Source organism: Armatimonadota bacterium (assembly GCA_017303935.1).
Classification (GTDB): Bacteria; Armatimonadota; Fimbriimonadia; order Fimbriimonadales; family Fimbriimonadaceae; genus JAFLBD01.
In genome coordinates this window covers 776,626-791,778 of the sequence record JAFLBD010000001.1, presented here as the reverse complement: position 1 = coordinate 791,778, position 15,153 = coordinate 776,626, and the positions used below count along the sequence as shown (strand labels likewise).

General features: G+C 53.3%; 11 protein-coding genes. 6 read left to right on the top strand and 5 right to left on the bottom strand.

The window, feature by feature from the left end; all coding sequences use genetic code 11:
- Window positions 1-24: 24 nt before the first annotated feature.
- Both J0L72_03725 and J0L72_03720 read left to right on the top strand, forming a co-directional pair.
- Window positions 25-1,182, top strand: a complete 1,158-nt coding sequence (locus tag J0L72_03725) for a hypothetical protein (GenBank protein MBN8689886.1) — start codon at window positions 25-27, stop codon at window positions 1,180-1,182.
- An 81-nt stretch (window positions 1,183-1,263) separates the two neighbouring features.
- Window positions 1,264-2,454: an acyl-CoA dehydrogenase family protein gene (locus tag J0L72_03720; protein MBN8689885.1), complete on the top strand. Its 1,191-nt coding sequence runs from the start codon at window positions 1,264-1,266 to the stop codon at window positions 2,452-2,454.
- Between the two features lie 57 nt (window positions 2,455-2,511).
- On the opposite strand, the gene J0L72_03715 is transcribed toward J0L72_03720, so the two are convergent.
- From J0L72_03715 to J0L72_03705, 3 genes are all read right to left on the bottom strand, one after another.
- Window positions 2,512-3,699 carry a DUF4349 domain-containing protein gene (locus J0L72_03715; protein ID MBN8689884.1) on the bottom strand — a complete coding sequence of 396 codons (1,188 nt, stop codon included), beginning with the start codon at window positions 3,697-3,699 and terminating at the stop codon, window positions 2,512-2,514.
- The gene (locus J0L72_03710) at window positions 3,696-4,184 is read right to left on the bottom strand and encodes an RNA polymerase sigma factor (protein ID MBN8689883.1); all 489 of its coding nucleotides are present in this window, start codon (window positions 4,182-4,184) and stop codon (window positions 3,696-3,698) included. The genes J0L72_03715 and J0L72_03710 overlap by 4 nt, the downstream gene beginning before the upstream one ends.
- 182 nt (window positions 4,185-4,366) lie before the next feature.
- On the bottom strand, window positions 4,367-5,125 hold the full coding sequence (locus J0L72_03705) for a PEP-CTERM sorting domain-containing protein (protein ID MBN8689882.1): 759 nt from the start codon (window positions 5,123-5,125) through the stop codon (window positions 4,367-4,369).
- A 205-nt stretch (window positions 5,126-5,330) separates the two neighbouring features.
- Between J0L72_03705 and ilvE the strand changes: the two genes are divergently transcribed.
- Window positions 5,331-6,221, top strand: coding sequence for a branched-chain-amino-acid transaminase (ilvE, locus tag J0L72_03700; GenBank protein ID MBN8689881.1), 891 nt, complete (start codon window positions 5,331-5,333; stop codon window positions 6,219-6,221).
- A 281-nt stretch (window positions 6,222-6,502) separates the two neighbouring features.
- Window positions 6,503-7,270, top strand: coding sequence for a DUF4397 domain-containing protein (locus J0L72_03695; GenBank protein MBN8689880.1), 768 nt, complete (start codon window positions 6,503-6,505; stop codon window positions 7,268-7,270).
- Here J0L72_03695 and J0L72_03690 read toward each other — a convergent pair.
- Window positions 7,261-8,175 (bottom strand): RluA family pseudouridine synthase, encoded by a 915-nt coding sequence (locus J0L72_03690; GenBank protein MBN8689879.1) that lies wholly within the window; start codon window positions 8,173-8,175, stop codon window positions 7,261-7,263. The genes J0L72_03695 and J0L72_03690 overlap by 10 nt on opposite strands.
- A gap of 40 nt (window positions 8,176-8,215) precedes the next feature.
- On the opposite strand from J0L72_03690, the gene J0L72_03685 reads away from it, so the two are divergent.
- Both J0L72_03685 and J0L72_03680 read left to right on the top strand, forming a co-directional pair.
- Window positions 8,216-10,945 (top strand): leucine--tRNA ligase, encoded by a 2,730-nt coding sequence (locus tag J0L72_03685; protein MBN8689878.1) that lies wholly within the window; start codon window positions 8,216-8,218, stop codon window positions 10,943-10,945.
- A 61-nt stretch (window positions 10,946-11,006) separates the two neighbouring features.
- Window positions 11,007-11,552, top strand: a complete 546-nt coding sequence (locus J0L72_03680; GenBank protein ID MBN8689877.1) for a tetratricopeptide repeat protein — start codon at window positions 11,007-11,009, stop codon at window positions 11,550-11,552.
- On the opposite strand, the gene smc is transcribed toward J0L72_03680, so the two are convergent.
- Window positions 11,533-15,042, bottom strand: coding sequence for a chromosome segregation protein SMC (gene smc / locus J0L72_03675; protein ID MBN8689876.1), 3,510 nt, complete (start codon window positions 15,040-15,042; stop codon window positions 11,533-11,535). The genes J0L72_03680 and smc overlap by 20 nt on opposite strands.
- Between the last annotated feature and the right edge of the window lie 111 nt (window positions 15,043-15,153).

The window sequence follows — 15,153 nt, the reverse complement described above, 5'->3', positions numbered from 1 at the left end:
ACCATCCAATAGCAGGAGAACGAAATGAATCTCTTTAAAACTCTAACTACAGCTGTCGTTGCTTTTTCGGCGCTCACCATTTCGGTGGCACAGTCCGATTTTGTTTCGGGCACATATTCTGGACGTGGAACGGTTGAGCGAGCCGGAGGTTCGCTAAGCGTTGATCGAATCTCGATCAATTACGTTCGCGGTGGTAGCGGCAGCGTGTCGCTGATCGGGTCAAAAACCTGGACCTATACCGGTCGTTGGTTTGAAAGCGGTCGCGACAACTACGAGATGGAGATTCGCTCTGCTTATGGCGACAGCCGTGCAGAAGGAACCGTCATTGTCGGAGTTTCGGACGGCCGTGTCTCTTCCGTACGAGTGATCGACGGCTACGCAAAAGGCGATCGATTCAAAGCCAATTTCTCCGTCAGCCGAAAAGAAGACGATAACGGTGGAAGCGGCGGATCGAACTCAAACGCAATTTCTCTCTCCGATTCCGGCACCGGTTCGGGCCGCTATTCGAAGCCAAAAGGTACCGGAAGCATTTCGCGGATTTCGTTCAAGGCCACCCGTGAGCGGGAATTTTCTCTCAGCTCAAACGCAGGGACAATCAAAGGCACTTACCGCCGAAGCGGAAATGACTTGCTCGTTGAAATCGATAGCTTCGAAGGGCTTCGATCAGTTACCGGATCAGGCAGAGTGATGCTGAGCTCCGACAATCGCACCGTTCTGGGATTCGATGTAAGCGGCAGTGGTCGTGAGGGCCGATTCAATGTGAGTTGGCGCAGAGAGCGAGAAGATAACGGCGGAGGACCAAGCCGCCCGGATACAAATCCGAGTTCGATGAGCTTCACTGCGTATGGTGAAGGTGATGCGCGGTTGCAAACGACTCTGCTGAAGGCCGATACCATCGACCTGGCACTCAATCGAGACCGCAAGTTCGTGCTGATCGTCACCGACCTAAAAACCGGTGAGCGCATCCGGTACGAAGGCGGGTGGGAATACACCAACGGCACCGAAATTGCGTTGGATGTCAAGACTGCGAATGGTCGCCGAACCAAAGCGAGCGGCAAAGTCCAATTGACTTCAGAAAAGCGGCTGTACACCATCTCGCTCGTCGGAAGCGTTGAAGGCAATTCGAGCAACAAGACCACGATCCTGAATTTCAAGAATACGGGTCGAAAACCAGTCAACTAAATTCAATAAACTGGTATCCATCGGGCCAAATCCCCATTCAGGATTTGGCCCGATTTCGTTGCGAAAGGTACACTCTAGGGCATGGATTTTGCCCTGACGCAAGAACACGAATTGATTCGAGAATCGGCCTATAAGTTTGGCCAACAAGAGGTTTTGCCCGGCCTCGCCGAACGTGACCGCGAACACAAATCGGACAAAGGCATGCTGGAGAAACTCGGCAGCGCCGGGTTCTTAGGAGTCTGCGTCCCAGAAAAGTTTGGCGGCATGGGCGCCGATTACATCAGCTTGGGGATCGCTTGCGAAGAACTTGAGCGCGCGGATTCCACGGCTCGCGTCGCGATGAGCGTCCATGTTGGCTTGCACAGCATGACCTTGATGCAATGGGGCACACCGGAGCAGCAACAACGATGGCTTCCAGACCTTGCAGCCGGAAAGCGATTTGCTGGATTCGGCCTCACCGAACCCAATGCAGGCTCCGACGCAAGCAACCTCAAGACAACTGCCACCAAGGACGGAGACCACTACGTTTTGAATGGCAGCAAGATCTGGATCAGCTTGGCCGACTACGCCGACCAGTTCCTAGTAATTTCTCGCCTCGCAAACACCGATGCCAAGGCACCTTACGCCGCGTTTATCGTGGATCGCACGACGCCTGGATTCGGCAGTGCAGCCATCAAAGGCAAGCTCGGCGTGCGCGCGGGCAACACAGGCGAAATCACTTTCTCGGACATGCGCGTCCACAAGGATTGCATGCTGGGTGAAGAAGGCGACGGATTCAAAGTAGCGATGTCTGCGCTCGATCATGGCCGGTACACCGTGGCCAGCGGCGCCGTCGGAATCATCACCGCCTGTCTTGATGCTTGCAATGCGTATTCAAATCAGCGCATGGCAGGCGGCGAACCTATTGGTAAGAAGCAGCTCGTCCAGCAAATGATCGCGAGCATGGCGAAGGGCCGAGACATCGGGCGACTTCTCTACTACCAAGTGGGCTGGATGAAGAACAAGGGATTACGACACACACGAGAATGCAGCATGGCAAAGTGGGTGAACTGTGAAGCCGCGTTTGATGCCGCCAACAAGGCGATTGAAATCCACGGCGCTAACGGATTCTGCGATGAATTCCCAGTGGAACGGTACTTCCGAAACAGCCGAGGAGCGATGATCTACGAAGGAACTCACGAGATTCACACGATCATGCAAGCGGAATACGAGCTCGGATATCGCGCTGATCGACCACTCGCCAAAACTTTGCCAACACATCCTTTCGCCTGACACGAGCGAAAACAAATAGCCCCCCTGTTGCTTCGACAGGGGGGCTTTTTTAATCAATTAGGACTTCTTCGCTCTTCCCTTTAGCCAGAAGATTCCCAGAATCGGCAGCCAGATCGGACTGAAGATGAGTAAGTTGATCAATGTCGCGCCCAGGAATCGGGACGCTCGCATGAAGTTCTCGCTCGCGTTCTTCCAGGTTTGATCGGTCCAATTCTCGCTTTCCTTTTCCGTGAACTTGGATTCTCGGAGCGATAGTGCGATCCTCGAAACGGCGACTTGGCTATTCATGGATTGCAATGTTTGCTTCTGCGAGGTCAACAATCCGTTGATGTAATCAAGATCGTATTGCAATTGAGCCTTTTTGCTTCCGCGGGCACCAATCATCTGCTTCTTGATTTCACGGGCCTTCTTCTCCAAGCGATCGACTTCTGCACGCGAAGCGACGGTGCTCTTCGTGATGTCGTCTGCCGTCGAACTCTCTGAGATTACATCGCCAAACTTGCGAATCCGGTCTAGAGCGGTGGCGTATTTGCTTGCAGGTACGACGACCATCGCGAACGCGGTTGGAGCTGTTCCCTGCTGACGCATGAAATTCTTGTTCTCCAAGAATCCGCCCAAACCACGAGCGACGAGTTCAACTTCATTGATCGTTTCGTATACATCCTTGACCCCCACCTCCATCGAAGAGGACTGAATGACGTCACGATCTGCGCGAAGGGTCTCTGGCTGCCCATTCGATGGCGAAATAGCCATTCCAGATGAGCCCCCGTTGTAAGGCGCATCTGAAACAGCGCTCTTTTCTGACTGGGCGCGTGTTTCAGCATCTTCATGAAGTTGAGCTGACGCTTCCCCACTCTGTTGAGGGGCAAATTCCATAGCCGAGTCGCTGATATTCGGTGCACTTGCCGGAGCTAGACCCGCATCACCGGAGCCTCCTGACGAGAGCATCGGGCTCATCCAAGTGAACGCCATAACGATGAGCACAAACGCGCCAGTCGCGGCAGCCAACCGGTTTTGAACAAACCACGGTTGAGGCTTCGGGGTGGCAGCAATTTTCGATATCAATTCTTCCTTTCCGGTCACGGGCACCGATTGGTGCGCAGCAAATGATTGACTAATTTTTTTGAACATGGCAACCTCGCGTTGCAGTTCGGGGGAATCCTGAATTGCCCGTTCGACCTCAGCCGCCCGACTAGCGGGGAGTTCGCCGTCTAGGTATGCCTTTAAGTCTTCACGAATATTCACAAATTCACCTCCAAGTCTGGTTCAACGCTCTTACGAAGTTGCACGAACGCATAATGTAGCCTCGATTTGACAGTGCCGACCGGCACATTCGTGAGGTGAGCAATCTCCTCGTAGGTCAGACCCTCGAGTTCATGCAGCACCACCACTTCTCTCTGCTCGATCGGGAGGTTTAAAAGAACTTCTTCTAAGAACACCCGATTCAAGATGTCGTCGTTCGGTGCTGTACTACCTTCGAGCAGCACCGCATCGCTAAGGATTTCCCGCCCCAATTTTCGGCTTGTCACCCGGCAATGATTGAGTGCAATACCCAACAGCCAAGTCTTGACCGATGATTCGCCGCGAAATCCCTTCAACGCTTTTTGAGCAGTGATAAATGTCTCTTGTGTCAAATCTGGAGCCAGGTCCTGACCGCATCTTCGGGCACAAAATCGCCAGACCGAATCGTAATGTTCGGCAACCATCGATTCTAGCGATGGCGGGTTCATTTTATGCTTCCAATTTAAGGTCAGCACCTTCAATCTGTGCAACTCCGAAAAGTGAGTGACGCGACGACGCCAAACTGTTCAATAGCCAAGACGAGTTTTTGAAAAAACTATTTTCAAAAATAAAATTGCCCACCGAAGTTCATTCGGCGGGCAATTCATCAGAGGATTGGTCTCGACTTAGCTTATGCCTTTCGTCGCTTTCGCGCGAGAGCTACCACGCCAAGAGCGAGTGCAGTCATCGAAGCTGGCTCTGGAACCACTTCAACTCGGTAGTTATCGAGGTAACCCGAGTCGGTTGCACCAGTTGCGGTCGATACCTGGAAGTCAGCATCAGCGATGTTTGTTGCGGTGAGGTCAGCAAACGGGATCGTTGCAGCACCGGTAACGCTTACGCCATTGACCTTGAGGTCAAGTCGCTTGGTGGTGTAGTTCAAGACTGCTTCGAAGTCAACAAACGTGTTTGCAGCGACCGCTGGGCCAACCAAAACGTTGACTGCACTAGCAGCTGCGTCGAACTGTTGAGTCGTCGTGTTGAATCGTGCGGTGACGTAAGGTCGAATCGCACCGCCCGACATCGTCAAACCAAATCGAGTGGTTCGAAGAGTTGCGGTGTTGTAGACGTCGATCGAATAGCCAAAGCTAGTACCTGCGGATCGAGCGATTGATGCATTGATCTTCACCAATTCGCCCGACGAAGGGGTGTAGGTGATGTCAGGGAATGCCCACGAGGTGCCTGCACCACCAGCAACGCCAACTGCCTTGGTTCCGACAGCAACAGTGCTTTGGACCTGGTAGTTTGCAGTACCGTCGATGAACCAGCCATTCTGGCCGCTGAGCGCACCGTTGGTATAGGTTTCAAATCCGCCTGAGTCAAATAACACCACTGCATTCGCAGAAATTGCGCCACCAATAACTAGGGCGCTCAAAATAAGTTTCTTCATAATTCTCCTTATTCAAAAAACAGCACCAACCTGAATTGATGCAACGAATTGAGTGTATCACGCCAAATTTGAACCTACACCCGTTCAAATACTAGATTGTCGATACAAGAAACGTAGTTACCGCTTTGTTGGCACGCAATTTGAGAAGTCGACTCATTTCGCTCGAAACAATAGTCCCCTAGAGGGCGTCCGGTACAATAAGCATATGCCCAAAGTCGTTTGGCTCAATGGAGTTGTCTCCCCTCTCGAAACTGCTACCGTTCCGGCTGCAGACCACGCACACCTTTACGGAGATGGCCTTTTCGAAGGCATTCGCATGTACTCCAAAAAGGTTTTCAAGTTGGATGAGCACCTCGAGCGGCTTTACCGAGGAGCGCATTATCTCGGGTTTGAAATGGACATCCCCGTTCATCAAATGAAGGAGATCGTGCTCGACATGTGCCGCCAATCCGAATTTGAAGACTGCTACATTCGGCTCAATGTTACTCGTGGCACAGGGCTGGGCCTAGACCCAAAGAATATCGATCGTAAGCCCAACGTGATGGTTATGATCAACAGCCTCGCGCTGTATCCGCCAGAGGCGTATTCAACAGGCCTGGAAGTCATCACCTGCTCTTACCGAGTCATTCCGGCCGACAGCCTTGATCCGCGAATCAAGTGTATCGGCCGCTATGCCAGCAACATCATGGCGAAAGCTGAAGCCAATCGCCGGGGTGCTGGTGAAGGATTGATGCTGAACCACCAAGGCTATGTCGCCGAGTGCACTGGCGATAACGTGTTCATCGTCCGCGGCAAAAAGATTTTGACGCCACATCCAAGCTGTGGAATCTTGCAAGGCATCACCCGGGACACCGTGATCGCACTTGCCAGGGGCGCCGGATACACCGTTGAAGAGACCTTCTTGACTCCATACGACATGCTGGATTGCGACGAAGCATTCTTGACCGGAACCGCCGCCGAGGTCATCGGAATGGTTCGCCTGGACGAAAAAGAAATCTCTGGCGGCAAACCAGGGCCTGTCACCCTAGAAATCACCGGACTTTTCCGAGAGCACACAAAATTGGGTACGCCGATTCATCAAGCAGCTACCGTCTAACTTTATGAACCGGTTTCGCGTTACAACGCCCGAGCAAAAAACTGGTTCATTGAGTTTGTTTGAAGTAGAAGAACAAGTCGGAATTCCAGGAATCTCGGGATTTATTGACCATTTGGTGGGTGCACCGAGCGCAGAAAATTCTCGGTGCCCAGCCTGCAATTTCTCCGTCTTAGAGTTCGTGGCGACCGGTTTGTTAGGTTGCCCGGTCTGCTATGTCGCTTTCGATCGAACTCTCAGGCAACAAGTCGGATCAAAAGATTTGGTATCTTAGCGTGAACGTAATGAATAAAACGTTGTTTGCAGTCGTAGCATTGGGAGCCATGATTGGCCTCCAGGGATGTGGAGGATCAGGCAATTCCAATACCCTGCCAGATCCAGAAGTGATGTTCATTAACGGCATCCCAGACACCACGAACATTGATTTCACCCTGAACGATGTTGCGGAAGCTTCGAACATTCCGTTCATGGGCACTGGCGGAGCGTTCAAGTCGGTCGAGTACATTCTCCCTGATGATGGCGGCTACGACATCGGAATTCGGCGAAACGGAACAACGACCTACCTCGACCTTTTTGGGACCGGATTCAACCGAGATACCGATAACTTGTTGGTTGCGGTGGGCTTGCAAAACCCTGGCAGCGAACCTCTTAAGCGCCCACTCATTTTGAGTTTCACTGTCGACCGAAAGGCTCCAACTGGAACCCGAAGCAGAATCGTTTTCCTCAACGGCTTGATCCGAGCAACTGGATTCGATACTCCGAACGTCACGTTCCAATCTGTGATTCCAGGCGATCCGTCGTCGATCGACAACCCACAGTTCGTCACACGAGACGTACCTTATTCAGAAACCAGAGTCTTGACAGTTGACGCCGGTGCTCGACGGTTCATCGTCCGCCGAGCTGATACCGACGCGCTGGTTCAGTACGCCAGCACTGATTTCACATTCGTCGCAGGCAAGATTTACCTTGCTTTGATCTCCGGCCAAGAGTCCAATCCAACACTGGCTCTGCAACCGACGATGCAATTCATCGAAATCGAAACTCAGGAATAGCTTTCCCAGTCCGTGATCTGCGATTCTTCAACGAGTTGTGGAGCGCGAAAATCCGAAGGCGGTGGCACGAAGAATGCCATCGCCTTCTTTGTTTCTGGATGCTCAAATCCAAGGTAAGCTGCATGCAGCATCAACGGCCCCTGCGCCCAATCACCAGTCGCATAAATCGAATCTCCCAAAATCGGATGCCCGCTCGAAACGCAATGAACCCGAATCTGGTGGGTCCGACCGGTCTCCAATCGTGCGGCGAACAGTGTGTCCCCTTCCACGACCTTCAGAACTTTGAAATGGGTCAGTGCGTGCTTGCCATCGGGATGTACCGCCATTTTTCGACGATCCTTTGAATCTCTGGAAATCGGTGCCTCAATACGCAACCTCGGGTTCGGAAATTGGCCTTTGCACCATCCGACATAGCGCCTTTCTGCAGACTTCTCAGCAATCTGAGTCGCGAGCTGGACGTGGGCTTGGTCAGTCTTTGCGATCACCATGAGCCCGGTGGTTTCTTTATCAAGGCGGTGCACAATTCCCGGGCGAAACGCTTCACTTCCCTGGCTCAGGCTCTGATTCCTCGCGAGTAGTGCATTGACGAGTGTTGCTTCGCGCAAGCCGGGCGCCGGATGAGTCGCTACTCCTCGGGCCTTGTTGAGGACGAGCAAAAAGTCGTCTTCATACACCACGTCCAAGTCCATCTCGATCGGTGTCAAGTCGTGAATCGGTGTTGGCATCACCTCCCCGAGAGACACGGACATCCCTTCGGCGAGCTTGAAACTTGGCTTGCGCTCTACGCCGTTCACCCAGACGCCTTCACTTTGAATCCATGACGAGAGCTTTGAACGTGAAATGTCCGGGATCATCCTGGCCAAAAACTGATCTAAACGTTCTTCTCGATCTGCCGTGAATTCCATGCTCCCCAACGTACCCCAAAGGCGGATAAACTATAGGTTCATGTTTGACCGGTACGAACCCAAAGAATTTGAAGCCAAATGGCGCGACGCGTGGCAGGAGGCAGATCTCTTCGTCACGCGAGAAGACCCCGAAAGGCCAAAGTTCTTTGGGCTCGATTTCTTCCCATATCCTAGTGGAGCTGGTCTTAGCGTTGGGCACTGTCGCAATTACATCCCTACCGACGTGATTTGCCGCATGCGGTACATGCAGGGCTACAACGTGCTGCACCCGATGGGATTTGACTCATTTGGCCTGCCTGCCGAGAACGAAGCGATCAAACGTCAACGGCACCCTTGGCCGATGATTCAGGAATACGGTGCGACCTACCGCCGCCAAATGGACTTGGTTGGCGTGAGCTACGATTGGTCACGCTCTTTCTTTAGCTCCGAGCCGAGCTACTACCATTGGACACAATGGATTTTCAAGAAGCTGTATGAGCGTGGACTGGCCTATCGTCGAAATGCGGCGGTGAACTGGGATCCGATTGATAAAACCGTACTTGCGGACGAAGAAATTATTGGTGGCCGGGCTGAGCGTTCTGGAGCATTGGTCGAAAAGAAGCTCATTCCTCAGTGGTATTTCAAGATCACCGAATATGCTCAAAGGCTGTTGGATGACCTGGATGATCTGAATTGGCCCGAAGGGATCAAGAACCAGCAACGCAATTGGATTGGGCGCAGCGAGGGCGTGCAATTCCGAATGAAGGTTGATGGCATTTCGACCGGAGAGTCTCTTGGCGCAACAATTCCTGGCTCTGAAATTGAAGTGACGAACCTGGACCACGACGTCAGCTTTGAAGTCTTCACAACCCGCGTTGACACGATTTTTGGAATGACGTTTTGCGTGCTCGCGCCAGAACACGCAATCGTTGATACCCTGCTCCAACACGCCTCGGAAGAGACGGTAGCCGCCGTTCGTGACTACCAAGCCAAGGCTAAGGAACTCAGTGACATTGACCGGCAAGCAGAGAGCCGGGAGAAAACTGGCGTCTTCACCGGATCGTATGCGATCAATCCAGCAAACGGCGCGAAAGTGCCGATCTACTTGGCGGATTACGTTCTGATGGGATACGGAACCGGCGCGATCATGGCAGTCCCCGCGCATGACCAGCGCGATTTTGAATTTGCAATCAAGTTTGGAATTTCCGTTGTGCCGGTCATCCAGCCGGATGAACCGTTTCTCAAGAAGTACTCGGCTTCAGAGAGTTTCAACTTCAACCAAGAACTCGCGAACTACTCTGCCGACCCAGCCGCTTACTCAAAGTCCGTTTATGAGGCCAAAGATGGTGTCCTGATGAACTCCGGCGAGTACTCCGGACTTTCCGTCAGTGAGGCCCAGACCAAGCTCGGAGAGTGGATGGAAGCTCTAGAGATCGGACAGCGCAAAGTCAATTTTCGCCTGCGAGACTGGCTGATCAGTCGACAGCGGTACTGGGGTTGCCCGATTCCAGTCGTACACGACCGCGATGGCACTATGTCACTCGTGCCGGATGATTGTTTGCCAGTCGAACTCCCAGACGTCGAGAATTATCAACCCAGTGATGACGGCCAAAGCCCTCTAGCACGAATTCCTGAATTTCTCAACACGACGACCCCGGATGGAACGCTTGGTCTTAGAGAAACCGATACGATGGGCGGATTCGCTTGCTCGTCTTGGTACTTCTTGAGGTTCTGCGATCCGAACAATTTCGAGCAACCTTGGGATGTCGAGAAGGCAAACTACTGGATGCCGGTGGATTGCTACGTGGGCGGCGCGGAGCACGCGGTTATGCACTTGCTCTACGCACGATTTTGGACCAAAGTGCTTTACGATCTGGGGCTTGTCAAGTCGAAAGAACCGTTCGCTCGGCTTCAAAATCAGGGTCAAGTTCTTGCTATGACGCCATATCGCAAACCGAGAGAAGGTGAGCGACTGGATATCGGTGAGGACGGGATTCTCATCAGCTTTGAAGAAGCGAAACAAACCCCTGAAGACCAGTTGATCTGGAAGTGGGCGCGAATGTCCAAGTCCAAAGGCAACGTGGTGACCCCGGATGAAGCCGTCGAGCAGTACGGCGCGGATGCCCTGCGAGTGTACGAGCTATTTGTTGCTCCATTCGATGCGGACGTGCAGTGGAGCAATGAGGGGATGCAAGGTGCGGTCCGGTTCTTGAGCCGAATCTTCAAGTTGGTTTCTGATCTTCAGCCGCACTACGACTTGGAGTGGAGCGCGGGGATCATGCCAGACACCCCAGATGCGCGCAAGATTCGTCGGTGGACTCACCAAACGATTCAAAAGGTGAGCGACGATATCGAAAAGTTCTCGTTCAACACGGCCGTCTCCACGTTGATGATTTTTGTCAATAATCTTTCAGACTTCGTCAAGTCCGCCGATCTGTCCGGCCTGAGACTGCCCGTGAGTGAAGCCATCGACTCGCTGGTTCTTCTGCTTGCGCCAATCGCGCCGCACACCGCTGATGAAATCTGGGAGTCATTGGGGCACAAAGGATTCACATACCACGCGGATTGGCCCACATTTGAGCCTGAACTCACGGTCGAAGATTCGGTGACCGTCGCTGTACAAGTGAACGGCAAACTCCGCGATACGCTGGAGATGTCAGCAAGCGCTTCTCAGGACGAGATGGAATCTGCGGCAAAATCCAGCGAGAAGATCAAGGTCCACCTGGATGGAAAAGAGATCGTCAAGGTGATTGTTATCCCCAAAAAGTTGGTCAACATCGTTGTTAAGTAAGTCGCTCCCCTTGGTCTTTGTCCTCGCCCTCGCTGGTTGTCAAAAATCAGATCAGATCGTTGTGCGAACCGCCCAGGAATACGACGCCAACATGCACAAGGTCGAGCAACTCACTCGGCCGATCTTTGCAAAAGTGGATGCGGGCCAACCCCTCAGCGCTGAAGAAACCAAATCCCTCGAAAAGGCGGAAGCGATGTTCGTGGCGATGCGAGATTTCTTGCCGGACGTTCCAAACAACCACTTCGCCCTGGGGAGAATTTGCCAAGCGCTTGGCAGGCCGTCAGCAGCGCTTGGGCACTATGAACAGTCCTTAGCGATCCTAGAGCCGCTTCCAGATCGCAATACGGACGAGAACACGCTGTACGCGGAATCCAGTGCGAACATCGCCGAAATCCTTATCTTGGCGAATCGGGTCGAAGAAGCCGACCAAGCTGCCTACACGGCCCTGCGGGCGTTCCCGAATGACGAGAAATATCTGACGCTGGCGGCACGAGTGCGGGTTCAGCAGAAAAAGTACGCCGAAGCCAAATCTCTTTTGCAAAAGGCACTTAAATCTAATCCGGAATACTCGCCCGCAAAAACTCTCCTCAAACTGATTGAGGACTGAGGAATTGATCCGGCACCACTGCGCGAGTGTCATCAAACTTGCACGGCACAATCGTGGAGCAGCCCGGTTCTTGCATCGTGACACCAAACCAGATATCGGCAGCCTCAATGGTCACGGGATTGTGCGTGATGATCAAGAATTGAGTCGTGCCTTTGAACGTACGGAGCGCGTCCACAAACCGTTCGACATTTCGCCCGTCGAGAGGCGCGTCAACTTCATCCAGCACTACCAGCGGGCTCGGCTTGACTCGCAACAGCGAGAACAGGAAGGCCACCGCGCTCAAGGACCTTTCGCCGCCACTGAGTAGTTCTAATCGCTGAGTTTTCTTGCCTGGAATCCGAACATCCACCTCAACACCTGCAGTCAACACCGAGTCGCTTTCTGTGAGTCGAAGCGATGCTTCCCCACCTCCAAACAAGAGCGAGAACTGATTCTTGAACTCCTGATTGACCTGCTCAAACGTGGTCAGGAATTTGTCCCGGGTCATTCGATCGAGTTCCTTGACAACTGCCAGAACCTCTTCGACACTCTCGTGCACGTCGGCTCGTTGGACGCTGAGTTCTTCGAATCGCTCAGTTAAGCGGTTGTATGTCTCAATTGCGCCCACATTCACATCGCCTAAGGCGCGCAAGTCGCGGCGGAGGCGTCCTGCCACCATCATCGCATCTGGCGGAATTTCGACATTCGGTGCTTGCTGAAGCGCTTCCTCTTCGGAAATTCCATAGACCTCTGCGAGCCTCTGAGCGGCGTTGGCTCGCTTTGAATCCGCTCTAGCTCGGTCAATCTCAAACCGATGAATCACTGACGCAAAGTTATGGGAATTCTGCTCTGCCTTCTTGATCTCGTCGTTGATTTCAAAGCTGTTTTCGAGCAGCGACTTCTTCAAGTCGTTTTGCGCGTTCAATGCCTCGGTGAACTCTGCGAGCTTATTCCTCGCCTCTTCCTCAGCGATCTTCGCGGCCGCAATTTCGCCATCGATTTTGCTCCGCTCACCTTCAATGTTCTGAATTCGATTCGCGCGCGATTTGGCGCGCTCTTCGACGCTCATCAACGCCTCTTCGGCCCTTCGTCGACGGTCTACCGCATGCTCGAACCGTCTTCGCGCATCCATCAGCTTTTCTTTCGCAGCATCAGAATCAGCCGAGAGTTTGGCGATGGATTCGATCACTTGATTTCGAGAAAGCGCAAGTTGATTCTCGTCCGCTTCTGGCTGCAGTTCAACATTCAGCTGCTGAGCCAGATGGTCACATTCCTTTGCCAACCGGTCTCGCTCGCGCATGGTCGCCGCAAGCTCTTGCTCCAGCCGCCGAATCCAGGTCTGAGATTCATCGAATTCTTGCTTGGCATGTTGCACCGACTCTTCGGATTCCGCCAGGCTTGCCTGCGCAGCCTTGAGCTTTTCGTCATGCGCGGCCAGACCAGAATTTGCAGCCCTGATGCGGCTCTCAAGCGCTTCGATCTGCGATTCCAGTTGCCCGTGTTCGGCCCGGCGGTGAACGATCCCGGAAGTGTGTCGCGACGACTTTCCACCAGTGACTGCACCCGCGCTATGAATCACTTCCCCATCGAGCGTCACGATCCGCGAGTAGCCGCTGCCCTTCCCAAGCCGGAGGCCATCGTCGATCGATTCGACAACAAGAATTCTCCCGAGTAGGCTCTGGATCACCGGCAAGTACTCGGCGTCAACAGAAACCAACTCGCTGGCTATCCCGACGCTCCCTTTTTGGGAAGCTAACTTGCGCAATTCTGCCTGCTCGTAGTAGGGTCGAATCCGGTTTAGAGGCTGAAAAGTTGCGCGACCAGCGCGTCGATCTTTCAGCTTCTGGATTGCCGATTTGGCGTCCTCCTCGTGCGGGACGATCAGATCATGTACTGCGGCCCCAAGTGCGATTTCTATCGCCGTCGCCAGCTGCGGCTCGACCACGACCGCTTCGCCGACCGGCTTGTAAACGGGCTTTAGCTCGCCGGCTCGAACGAGTTCGAGAACAGCTAACGAACCTTGACTCAAGCCGTCATGAGATTCCAAAGTGGCCTCAAGTCCGCGCTTCTTCGCCTCGAGCGTCGCTAGCTGTGTCGCCAGCTCTCGAGCGGCCCGACCGATCTCCACTGATTCTGCTTGTGCGGCGTTGATTTGGTCTTGAATAGCCTGTCGTGAAGCCAGGACTTCATCCAACTTGGCGCGCTTTTGATCGGCATCCGACTTTGCACTGCCAATTTCTTTCTCGACAGGTTGTATATCGTGTTCGATCCCCTCGAGCTCGGAGCGAATTGTTGCCAACCGCGATTCGGCCTGGGCTGATTCTGCAACCATTCGGGCGTTTTTGGACGCGATCTCTCTTGCTGCGGCGATCTGGGCGTCAAGCGACTTCAGATCCGTTCGCAATTCTGCCATTCGCGATTCTTCCGTGCCAGTCGCGGATTGGAGTGAGTCCAAAACCTCCTTGGCGGCGGATTCTTCGGCGCGTGAGTCTTGAAGTTCTTGACTGGCTTTTGCGCCTGTCTCTTCGGAGTGTTGATGCTCCTGATGCAGGCTCTCTTCGAGCTCGTACAGACTCGTTTTGCGAGCTTCGCGCAGTTTTACGTCGGCTTGGGCGCGTTCGATCTCGGTCAACTGACTTTGTCGCAACTCGCGAAACGCATCAAGTTTTCGTTCCGCTTCTGCGATTTCATCACCAAGCACTGCAAGCTGAACCCTGAGTTCTTCGGCTCGGACTGTCTCGCGCTCGGCACCCGCCGCACCTTCTGCGATTTGCTTGATCAACGCATCAGCTTGAGCCACTGCCTCCGCGACTTCGTGCATTAGAAAACCGGATTCGATTTCAGTCAAAGCGCTTTTGAGTTGAAGGTACTTCTTGGCGAGTTCAGCTTCTTCGGCGAGGGGTTCGCGCTGGTACTGGATATCCGCCAAAATTTGGTCAATCCGTTGTAGATGGTCTTTCGCCGTATCCAGTCGGCGGACGGATTCTTGCCGCTTAGCTCGGAACCGTTGAACTCCAGCCGCTTCATCAATCCATGCTCGACGGTCTTCGGGCGAGGCACTCAGTGCTTGGTCGATCTCCCGCTGACCCACAATCGAGTACCCTGCACGGCCTAAACCGGAGTCAGCGAGGAGATCATAAATATCTTTAAGTCGGCAGTTCTTTCGATTGATCTGAAACTGAGAATCGCCGGAGCGCGTCAACCTGCGCGAGATCGCGACTTCTGCGGTGTCCAAAGGGAGTGAGCCGTCTTCATTATCAAAGATCAGGGTGACTTCGGCGTACCCAAGGGGCTTGCGCTTCGCCGATCCATTGAAGATGACATCCTGACTTGTGGCCGCGCGAAGTGACCGAGCGTTAGGTTCGCCAAGACCCCACATCATCGCATCCACGATGTTGGATTTGCCACAACCGTTCGGCCCAACAATCGAACAAAGATCACCGTTGATGTCGAGCTCGGTCCGGTCGGCAAAGGTTTTGAACCCAAAAATTCGGACCTTTTTTAGCCTCATGCAATCAGACTCGAACGTTCAGACGGGAAACCTATCCCGATTTTGTCAATTGTGGAAAACTCCGCTCAAACCTGTAGCAATTGCTGGGAAATCATTCAAACTATCAGGATC

What these genes read in the sequence shown, in the direction of transcription:
- J0L72_03725 (MBN8689886.1), top strand. Translation starts at nt 25, where the DNA reads ATGAATCTCTTTAAAACTCTAACTACAGCTGTCGTTGCTTTTTCGGCG.
- J0L72_03720 (MBN8689885.1), top strand. Translation starts at nt 1,264, where the DNA reads ATGGATTTTGCCCTGACGCAAGAACACGAATTGATTCGAGAATCGGCC.
- J0L72_03710 (MBN8689883.1), bottom strand. Translation starts at nt 4,184, where the DNA reads ATGAACCCGCCATCGCTAGAATCGATGGTTGCCGAACATTACGATTCG.
- J0L72_03705 (MBN8689882.1), bottom strand. Translation starts at nt 5,125, where the DNA reads ATGAAGAAACTTATTTTGAGCGCCCTAGTTATTGGTGGCGCAATTTCT.
- ilvE (MBN8689881.1), top strand. Translation starts at nt 5,331, where the DNA reads ATGCCCAAAGTCGTTTGGCTCAATGGAGTTGTCTCCCCTCTCGAAACT.
- J0L72_03695 (MBN8689880.1), top strand. Translation starts at nt 6,503, where the DNA reads ATGAATAAAACGTTGTTTGCAGTCGTAGCATTGGGAGCCATGATTGGC.
- J0L72_03690 (MBN8689879.1), bottom strand. Translation starts at nt 8,175, where the DNA reads ATGGAATTCACGGCAGATCGAGAAGAACGTTTAGATCAGTTTTTGGCC.
- J0L72_03685 (MBN8689878.1), top strand. Translation starts at nt 8,216, where the DNA reads ATGTTTGACCGGTACGAACCCAAAGAATTTGAAGCCAAATGGCGCGAC.
- smc (MBN8689876.1), bottom strand. Translation starts at nt 15,042, where the DNA reads ATGAGGCTAAAAAAGGTCCGAATTTTTGGGTTCAAAACCTTTGCCGAC.